9 protein-coding genes are annotated in these 9231 nt (G+C 64.3%); 3 read left to right on the top strand and 6 right to left on the bottom strand.

Going from position 1 to position 9231, the window contains the following annotated elements; all coding sequences use genetic code 11:
• Positions 1–462: 462 nt before the first annotated feature.
• Genes hdaA through AC0L2R_RS15905 form a run of 3 tightly spaced genes read right to left on the bottom strand, consistent with a single transcriptional unit; the run spans position 463 to position 2901 of the window.
• A complete protein-coding gene (gene hdaA, locus AC0L2R_RS15915) occupies positions 463–1167 on the bottom strand; it encodes a DnaA regulatory inactivator HdaA (RefSeq protein WP_473510080.1) in 705 nt (234 codons plus the stop codon).
• Between the two features lie 5 nt (positions 1168–1172).
• Positions 1173–2372, bottom strand: coding sequence for an AI-2E family transporter (locus tag AC0L2R_RS15910; protein WP_023800642.1), 1200 nt, complete (start codon positions 2370–2372; stop codon positions 1173–1175).
• On the bottom strand, positions 2344–2901 hold the full coding sequence (locus AC0L2R_RS15905; protein ID WP_473510093.1) for a CDP-alcohol phosphatidyltransferase family protein: 558 nt from the start codon (positions 2899–2901) through the stop codon (positions 2344–2346). Before AC0L2R_RS15905 ends, AC0L2R_RS15910 begins: the two co-directional genes overlap by 29 nt.
• A gap of 258 nt (positions 2902–3159) precedes the next feature.
• Here AC0L2R_RS15905 and purM point away from each other — a divergent pair, with 258 nt between their 5' ends.
• Genes purM through AC0L2R_RS15890 form a run of 3 tightly spaced genes read left to right on the top strand, consistent with a single transcriptional unit; the run spans position 3160 to position 5472 of the window.
• Positions 3160–4224, top strand: coding sequence for a phosphoribosylformylglycinamidine cyclo-ligase (gene purM, locus AC0L2R_RS15900; protein ID WP_128185528.1), 1065 nt, complete (start codon positions 3160–3162; stop codon positions 4222–4224).
• The gene (gene purN, locus AC0L2R_RS15895; RefSeq protein ID WP_473510078.1) at positions 4221–4931 is read left to right on the top strand and encodes a phosphoribosylglycinamide formyltransferase; all 711 of its coding nucleotides are present in this window, start codon (positions 4221–4223) and stop codon (positions 4929–4931) included. Before purM ends, purN begins: the two co-directional genes overlap by 4 nt.
• Before the next feature lie 16 nt (positions 4932–4947).
• Complete coding sequence (locus AC0L2R_RS15890; protein ID WP_473510077.1) at positions 4948–5472, top strand: SixA phosphatase family protein; 525 nt, start codon at positions 4948–4950, stop codon at positions 5470–5472.
• A gap of 73 nt (positions 5473–5545) precedes the next feature.
• Here the strand turns inward: AC0L2R_RS15890 and AC0L2R_RS15885 are convergent, their stop codons facing one another.
• From AC0L2R_RS15885 to AC0L2R_RS15875, 3 genes are all read right to left on the bottom strand, one after another.
• Positions 5546–5815, bottom strand: a complete 270-nt coding sequence (locus AC0L2R_RS15885; protein WP_473510075.1) for a DUF680 domain-containing protein — start codon at positions 5813–5815, stop codon at positions 5546–5548.
• A 358-nt stretch (positions 5816–6173) separates the two neighbouring features.
• On the bottom strand, positions 6174–6872 hold the full coding sequence (locus tag AC0L2R_RS15880) for a DUF2270 domain-containing protein (RefSeq protein ID WP_473510073.1): 699 nt from the start codon (positions 6870–6872) through the stop codon (positions 6174–6176).
• 56 nt (positions 6873–6928) lie between these two features.
• A complete protein-coding gene (locus AC0L2R_RS15875) occupies positions 6929–9037 on the bottom strand; it encodes a molybdopterin-containing oxidoreductase family protein (RefSeq protein WP_473510072.1) in 2109 nt (702 codons plus the stop codon).
• Between the last annotated feature and the right edge of the window lie 194 nt (positions 9038–9231).

Raw genomic sequence — 9231 nt, 5'->3', positions numbered from 1 at the left:
TGCCATGGCCGCCCCTCGCCTCAGAGTAAGGGCTGTTCTCTCTCCAGAGCTTTTTGCAGAACCTTCAGGACACTATCCGGGAAGAGAACCCCAACCGCCCATCTCCCGGCGAGCCTACAACCTGATTTGGAACGCAATCAGGACCGGGGTTAGCCGGCAAGCTGGAAGATGCAAAGCAGATGCCAGTCAACATTTCCCGAAATGGGACACCGGCCGGAGCTTCTTTCCTTCTCCCCTTGTGGGAGAAGGTGGATCGGCGCGCAGCGCCGAGACGGATGAGGGGTGCTGGAAGAAATGAGGCGTTGGTGTTCCCTGGAACACCCCTCATCCGACCGAGCTTCGCTTGGCCACCTTCTCCCGCAAGGGGAGAAGGAAGAACCGCGCCCAGCCGTTATCGGCATCGCGCTGGATTCCTTCTTAACCTTCTCCCCTTTTGTGGGAGAAGGGAAGTTCTCCCACCGCCTAAATCTCGAACTCGCCCTGCCCCTCATCCATGGCGCTGACGGTTTCTGCGGCGAGCGCCCTCGTGATCGGCGTCTTGCGCTCCAGTGCCGTGCGGTCGAGCCGCTCGACCACGCGCATCGCGGTGGCCAGCGAGCGCTCGATGCGGCGCACCAGATATTGCACGACATGCGGCTCGACCTCGACCTGGCGGTCGGCGAATAGTTTGGCGATGACACCGGCCAGCAAGAGATCGTCGGGCTCGTGGATCTCGACCATCGCAGCCGCCTTCAGCCGCGATGCGAGGTCGGGGAGCCTGACACCCCAGGCGGACGGAAAGCGCCGCGCGGTCAAGAGCAAGGTCGAGCCGGCCGCGCGCACCGCGTTGACCAGATGGAACAGCCCCTCTTCATCGACCGGACCGGCATCGACATCGTCGATCAGGGCCGGCCGCGCGCCGAGGCTCGCCATGCAGTCGCCGATCCGACCGGCGTCGACCTTCACCGCGCCGGCGCGGGCGCGCCAGATCGACGCCAGATGGGTTTTTCCACAGCCTGCGGGGCCAGCGAGCACGACCACCGGCGACGGCCAGTCCGGCCAGCGATCGACCAGCGCCACCGCCTGGCTGTTGGTGCCTGAGACGACGAGTTCGTCGCGCGAATAGCCGGTGCCGTGGCCGAGATCGAGCGGCAACTGGCGCGGCGGGTCGATCTTGTTGTCCGGCATCTGGCTCAACTGCGCGGCCCACCGCTCCCGCGGCGACGCGCCGGCAGCGGCGGCACAGGTTCGGTGTTGTGGCCCTTGTAGAGCGGCGACTCGAGATAGCGGGCGATGGCAAAGCGCACCAGGACGGCAACGGCAGCCGAGGCCGGCACGGCGATCAGCAAGCCGACGAAGCCGAACAGCGCGCCGAAGGCAAACAGCGAAAACATCAGCCACACCGGATGCAGGCCGACGCTTTTTCCCACCAGCCTCGGCTGCAGGATGTTGCCCTCGATGAACTGGCCGACGAAGAACACGCCGGCCACCGCCGCGACCATGGTCCAGTCCGGCCAGAACTGGACGAAGGCGACGCCGACGGCCAGCACCAGCCCGGTCAGCGAGCCGACATAGGGGATGAAGGAGATCAGCCCGGCGAACAGGCCGATGAGGATGGCGAAATTCAGACCGGTCAGCGTCAGCCCGGTGGCGTACATGGCACCCAGTACCAGGCACAGCGTGCCCTGACCGCGCACAAAGCCGGCGGTGGCGGTGTTGATGTCGTTGGCGATCGCCCTGACGGTCTGGACATAATCGCGCGGCACCCAGCTGTCGACGATCGTCACCATGCGATCCCAGTCGAGCAGCATGTAGAAGGCGACGACGGGCGTGACGACGAACAGGCTGACCACCGAGACCAGCGCCACGCCGGAACTCCAGATCGAGGTGAACACCGTGGTCAGCAGGCCGAAGCCGGAGGTCAGCAGCGAGTTCAACCCTTCGCGCAGGCCATTGGCGTCGACGCCGAATTGCTCTTCCAGCCATCTCGGATCGAAGCTGGTGATCAGGCTCTGCAGCCGGGTCAGGTATTCCGGCAGCTTGCTGGCAAAATCGGCCATCTGCGAAGCCAGCACCGGAATGAGAATGACGAAGGCCAGCACCAGAACGACGATGAAGGCAAACAAGATGACAATCGTCGCCATCAGCCTGGACAGGCCGAGCCGCTGCAGCCGGTCGGCGACCGGGTCGAGAAAGTAGGCGAGCACCATGCCGGCGACGAACGGCAGCAGGATGCCGCTGAAGACATAGAGGAAGACCGCGAGGATGATGGCGCTGATCAGCCAGAAGCGGATTTGGCGCCGAAACACGCCGGACGCGGCCGCATCGGCAGCGGCAGCTTCGGCTGCCGCGTCGATGTTCTGGTCAGGTATCCGGTTTGGAGCCTTCGCCATAGCCGCTCATATGCCTCAGCCAAGCCACGAGATAGGCCGCGGCCGAAGCCACGGTCAAGACCCCGGACAGCAATATGAGCACCGGCCTGAGCGGATCGAGATCGATGGCGAGGGCCAGTTCGCCCAGCACCACCGCCGCCAGCCCGATCTGGACGGCGGTGTTGGCCTTCGACACGAACAGCGGCTTCATCTCGACCGGGTGGGCCATGACGGTGGACAAAACGACGGCGCAGACGATCAGCGCATCGCGCGACACCATGGTGACGACCAGCCACAGCGGCAATTCACCGATGAAACCCAGCACCACGAACACCGAGACCAGCAGCAATTTGTCGGCCATCGGATCGAGATAGGCGCCAAGCTGCGAATACTGGTTGAAATGGCGGGCGATGAAGCCGTCGACGCCGTCGGAAATGCCGGCGATCAGGAAGCCGGCGAAAGCCCAGTCCCAGCGCCCCTGCAGCATGGCCAGCACCACGCCCGGCACCAGCACGAAACGCATGATCGTGATCATGTTGGGGATGGTCAAACGCATGTCCCGTCGCTTCTGTTTTGATGATACATGATAGAGATGAGAGGCTACGGCAAGTGAGAGCGACGCAGATGCTGCCAATCTCCGCTTGTGGGGAGAGATTGGCTATCTTCAAGGCCTTCGCCATCGCCAATGTTGGAGATTTGCCTGAGGCCTCTGTCCACGATTTTATGGTGCCGAAAATGCCTGAGCCAGCCGTTATCCTTGCGAGGCGCAGCCGTTCATGCGAAGAGCCCCGGAAAGCAGGAAAGAGTGATGAGCAAGCGCAAGAACGGGCTCACCTATGCCGAGGCAGGTGTCGACATTGATGCCGGCAACCTCATGGTCGAGAAGATCAAGCCGCTGGTGCGCGCGACGCGCCGGCCGGGCGCCGATGGCGAGATCGGCGGCTTCGGCGGCCTGTTCGACCTCAAGGCCGCCGGCTTCACCGACCCGGTGCTGGTCGCCGCCAATGACGGCGTCGGCACCAAGCTGAAGATCGCCATCGATGCCGGCAAGCACGACACGATCGGCATCGACCTCGTCGCCATGTGCGTCAACGACATCGTCGTGCAGGGCGCCGAGCCCTTGTTCTTCCTCGACTATTTCGCCACCGGCAAGCTCGATCCCGACCAGGGTGCGGCGATCGTCGGCGGCATCGCCGAGGGCTGCCGGCAGGCCGGATGCGCGCTGATCGGCGGCGAGACGGCGGAAATGCCCGGCATGTATCACGGCAACGACTACGACCTCGCCGGCTTTGCCGTGGGCGCGGCCGAACGCGGCCAGTTGCTGCCGACCGACGACATCGTCGAGGGCGACGTGCTGTTGGGGCTGGCCTCGTCGGGCGTGCATTCAAACGGCTTTTCGCTGGTCCGCCGCATCGTCGCCACCAGCCGCCTTGCGTGGACCGATCCAGCGCCCTTCAACGATGAAGCCACGCTGGCCGAGGCGCTGCTCGAGCCGACCCGCATCTACGTCAAGTCGATCCTCAAGGCGATCCGTAACACGCATGGCATCAAGGCGCTGGCCCATATTACCGGCGGCGGTTTCCCGGAAAACATCCCGCGCGTCCTGCCGAAGGATTTTTCGGCCGAGCTCGACCTCGACGCCATCGAGGTGCCGGCGGTGTTCTCATGGCTGGCCAAGACCGGCGGCGTGGCGCCCGACGAGATGATGCGCACCTTCAACTGCGGCGTCGGCATGATCCTCGCCGTCGCCTCCGGCCAGGCGGCACAGGTCGCGGCCGTGCTGCAGGAGGCCGGCGAGAGCGTGACGCCGATCGGCCGCATCGTGCCGCGCCGCGACGCCGGCGTGATCTATCGGGGCGCGATCGGCCTATGAGCATGCGCAAACGCACGGTGGTGCTGATTTCGGGACGCGGCTCCAACATGACGGCGCTGATCGCCGCGGCCAGCAACCCGGACTATCCGGCCGAGATCGTCGGCGTCATTTCCGACCGGGGCAATGCCGCCGGTCTCGGTATCGCGGCGGCGCGAGGCATCGCCACCAAGGTGATTTCGCGGGCCGACTATACCAGCAAGGAAGCGCATGACGGCGCAATCGACGCCGCGCTTGCCTCGCTCGGCGCCGAGATCGTGGCGCTAGCCGGTTATATGCGCATTCTCGGCGCGCGCTTCGTCGAGAAATGGCTGGGCCGGATGATCAACATCCACCCTGCCCTGCTGCCCGCCTTCAAGGGGCTGGATACGCATGCGCGCGCCTTGCGCGCGGGCATACGCATCCATGGCTGCACGGTGCATTTCGTCACGCTGGACATGGATGACGGCCCGATCATCGCCCAGGCCGCCGTGCCGGTGATGGTCGGCGACAATGAGGACATGCTCGCCGCGCGTGTGCTGAAGGCCGAGCACCGGCTTTATCCGCTGGCGCTCGGGCTGGTCGCCGAAGGCAAGGCGCGGATGGAAGGCGGCCGCACCGTGCTTGCCCACTTCGCCGACGATGCCGACAACAGCACCTCGGTGATCATGGCGCCCGATCCGCTGCGCGAGGAAACCGACCTCGAGCAGTTGGCGCGCATCACGCCCTGAGCAGGAGGAGGCCGGCATGGCGACAACGAAGCAACTCCTTCTTCTGCGTCATGCCAAGTCGAGCTGGGACGATCCTGACCTTATCGACTTCGACCGGCCGCTGTCGGCGCGCGGGTTGAAGGCCGCTCCGCTGGTCGGTCGCGAACTGGCCAGCCAGGGCTGGCTGCCCGATCTGGCGCTGGTATCGCCGGCGCTGCGCAGCCGCGACACATGGCGGCTGGTCTCGGCGGAACTGCCCGCGAAAACGCCGGCCAAATTCGTCCAGGCGCTCTACGAGGCCAGCGCGGCAGACGTTCTCGCCAAGGTCCGGCAGGCAAATGCGGCAACAATCAGCCTCTTGGTGCTCGGCCATAATCCCGGCCTGGAGGAATTCGCGCGCCGACTTGCCGGCGCCGGGTCGGATGCCGCGGCACTCAAAAAGCTTGAAGAAAAATTCCCGACAGCGGCTCTTGCCCGCTTCGTTTTCGACGGTGACTGGGCACGGCTGGCCCTCGGTGACGCGCGGCTGACGCACTGCGTTTGGCCGAAGGATCTGCGCTAAACGAGAGCTGTGACTTGATAAGCAAGAACGGCGGGCCAAGCCCGCCGCTCTTTGCGTTCCGTAGCTTGAGGATTTAGCGGCCCCAGTTGCCCCGGCCGGACTGAGGCACGACCGGTGCAGTCGTGCCGGGCTGGGTCGTCGCGTTGGTATTGACGGTATTGTGCTCCGCCGTAAACGGCTTGCGGATCGAGCCCGTGAACGTGCTGTCGACATTTCCAACAGCCGCATTGCCAATAGGCGCGGCCGGCTGACTGGCGCCGTCCGAACCATAGTGGTCGCTGCCGGCAAAGGCGCTGCCTGTGGCAATGAGGATGGCCGCAGCGGTGAGAGCAATCTTGGTCATTTCAGGTACTCCAGTACTTTCATACTTTCAGCGTTGTTGTCCGTCTCGTGGCGTGCCTTGGGAGGATTTCGCGTCGCTCGGACCACCCCGAGGTGGGTTGGCCCTGCAGCAGTTTCCAATCACGAAGATGTTCCGGCTACGACCTGAACCGGGTGCTTGAAATCCGCCAAAAGGCTTCCTTCGCCACAATCTTTGACTTTCTTCTCAATGCGTTAGGCGAATATTTCTGCCGCGTGGCCCGGCCATTTGCTGAGCCGACGTTCACTTGGTCTTGCACAATGCGTCAATAAAAACGAACCGATCGGTTCGATTTCCTGCACAAATGAAATCGCGGATCTACCGGTTTTGCGCTGCCGCCCTAGACGTGCACGTCGCCAAAGGAGAGCTCGCCGTCGTCGCTGGCGGTCAGGAACGCCGCGACCAGCAGGCCGGCATAGAAGGCGGCGACCAGCACGACGATGACCAGGCCGGGAATGGGCCCCAGAGCAGCGCCGGCAACCGCCTCGCGCACCGAACTGACGAAGTCGATGCGGACACCTTCGGTTAGAAGACTGGGGGTCGACAGTTTCAGGATCCAGGCCAACAGCAGGATCAGCAGCGTGTGGATGTAGTTTCGACGCAGACGGCGCGCCAACGCCGCTCGTTGCGAAATGAGGAATTTTGGAGTGCGCAGACTTTCGCCGACGACCAACAGCCAATCTGACGCGAAGTCCGGCTGCGGCGAGAATATCTGCGCGAAATAGTGCCGTTCGAACTGGCGTACTCTGGCCCGGTAAACGTCGAAGAAGCGATATCGCCGCGCTTCTATCCACAGCAGCAACAGGACAAGCAGCATGGCAAAAAGCAGTACGCCGTGATGCGCGCTGGCCGTCGAAAGCGAGATCGACAACATTGCCGCAACGACCGTTATCGCCCAATTGCTCGTCCGGTCCAGGCGGTCGCGCCACCCCGTCATGCGCAGAATCTCGGCGCGATGAAAATGCGCCATCGTGGTCACGAGTTCGCCGGGCGAAAGCGTCCTTCCAACGGGGGCCGGCGCTGCCAACGCTTCTGCCATCACCATGTCTCCACCGCCACGCAAAAACGGCTGGTTGGGCATATCGTTCCGACGCTTCACTTTGCCGGGCGCAGCCACACCTTGTTGTCGTGGAACGCCGCACCGCCATAGGGCGCCGGCGCGTCGGCGCCGGTCAGGACGTTGATGCCCTCGCCGCGCTCGTGGGCGCTGTTGGGCCAGATGCCTTCGGCGACCACGACGCCGCGCTTGACGCCGTCGAACAATCTTGCGTGCAGCACGACTTCGCCGCGTGCATTGCCGATCTCGACGCGGTCGCCATTGGCCAGCCCACAGGCTGCCGCATCGTCCGGATGCAAAAGCAGTTCCGGCCGTCCCTCCTTGGCTTTCGACACCGGCGTCTCGGAAAAGGTCGAGTTGAGGAAATTGCGCGCCGGCGAGGTGGCCAGCCGGAACGGATGCGCAGCATCCGCCACCTCGATCAGATCGACGTGGTCGGGAAATTCCGGCAGCCTTGCCACCGGCCCGAACAGGCCCATGCTTTTCGGCGGCCGGTTGGGCGCCGCCTGCCCGGTCCAGTCGGCGCGAAAGCGGAATTTTCCGTCCGCGTGGCCGAAGCCGTCGATAAAATGCGCCGCTTCGAAAGCCGGCTGCAAATCGAGCCACTTTTGTTCCTTGAGGCTCGAAAAACTGCCCAGCCCGCGCTTGCCCAAAATGATGTCGATATGCTGCTGCTCGGTCATGCCGAAGCCAGGCCTGTCGCCAACACCGAGCCTTTTGCCGAGTTCCTCGATGACGAAATGGTTGCTGCGCGGCCCTTCCGGCGGGTCGATCAGCTTCGGCCCGAGCGTGATGTGCTGATTGCCGCCACCCTTGTAGACGTCGTCATGCTCTAAAAACATCGTCGCCGGCAGCACGACATCTCCGAGTTTTGCGGTGTCGGTCATGAACTGTTCGTGCACGCAGGAAAACAGGTCGTCGCGCAGAAAACCCTGCTTCACCAGCCGCTGCTCCGGCGCGACATTGACCGGATTGGTGTTCTGGATCAGCAGCGCCGTCACCGGCGGGCCGCCATAGAGCGCATCCTCAGCGCCGGTCAGCACCGGGCCGATGCGCGAATGGTCGAGATGGCGGATCGCCGGGTCGCGCATCCGCGTGCCTTCCAGCAGTTCCTGGTTCAGCTTGAAGATGCCCGAATTGGAATGGAAGGCGCCGCCGCCCTCATATTGCCAGCAGCCGGTCACCGCGGCGATCGAGGCGGCGGCATGCATGTTGACCGAGCCGTTGCGCTGCCGCGAAAAACCGTAGCCGAGGCGGAAATAGGTTTTCTTGGTCGTGCCAACGAGACGGGCGAAGGCTTCGATCTCATCGACGGAAAGCCCGGTGATATCAGCCGCCCATTGCGGCGTCCTCGTCTGAAGATGCGCTTCCAGACCGTGCGGATCGTCGGTGTATTTTGCCAAATAGGCGCGGTCGGCCATGCCGTCACGGAACAGCACATGCATCACCGCGCAGGCCAGCGCACCGTCGGTGCCGGGCTTCAGCACCAGGCCGAGATCGGCCTGCTTCATCGTCGCGTTCTCGTAGACGTCGATGACGACGATCTTGGCGCTGCGCTCCTTGCGCGCCTTGATCGCGTGGGTCATGACGTTGACCTGGGTGACCACGGCATTGGTGCCCCAGACCACCACGCAGTCGGACTTGGCCATCTCGCGCGGGTCGGGACCGCGCAGCGCGCCGGCCCCCATCATCCAGCCGGTCCAGGCCAGATTGGTGCAGATCGAACCGAAAAAGCCGGAATATTTTTTCGCGTGGCGCAGCCGCTCGATGCCATCGCGCTGCACCAGTCCCATCGTGCCGGCATAGTAATAGGGCCAGACCGTCTCCGAGCCGTATCTTGCCTCGGCCGCGATGAATTTTTCGGCGACCAAGTCGAGTGCGGCCTCCCAGCTCGCGTCCTTCCAAAGGCCCTCACCCTTGGCGCCCGCCCGGATCAGCGGCTTCAGCAAGCGGTCGGGATGATGGACGCGGTCGGCATAACGGGCGACCTTGGCGCAGATGACGCCAGCCGTGTAGCTGTTGGCCTTGGCGCCATGGACGCGGCCGATGCGCTTGCTGTCGAGCAGCTCGACCTCGAGCGCGCAGGTCGACGGGCAATCATGCGGACAGGCCGAATGGCCGATCCTGAGCTTGGCGTGCTGATTCATGGGGCGAGATTAGCGGGTTCCGGACACGGCGTGTAGGGCCAGATCGCGCAAGCGCCTATCTCCCCCCTTGAGGGGGAGATGTCGCCGAAGGCGACAGAGGGGGTCGCGGGGGGGGGGGGGGGGGGGGATGTTGGGGGGGACGAATTGACGGGGGGGCAAAGCGGGGCGCGGCCCCCCCGCCCCCCGGCGGGCGA

This window comes from Mesorhizobium sp. WSM4820 (assembly GCF_055811075.1).
The sequence above is the reverse complement of the archived record's forward strand: the minus strand, read 5'-3'. Positions and strand labels throughout refer to the sequence as shown.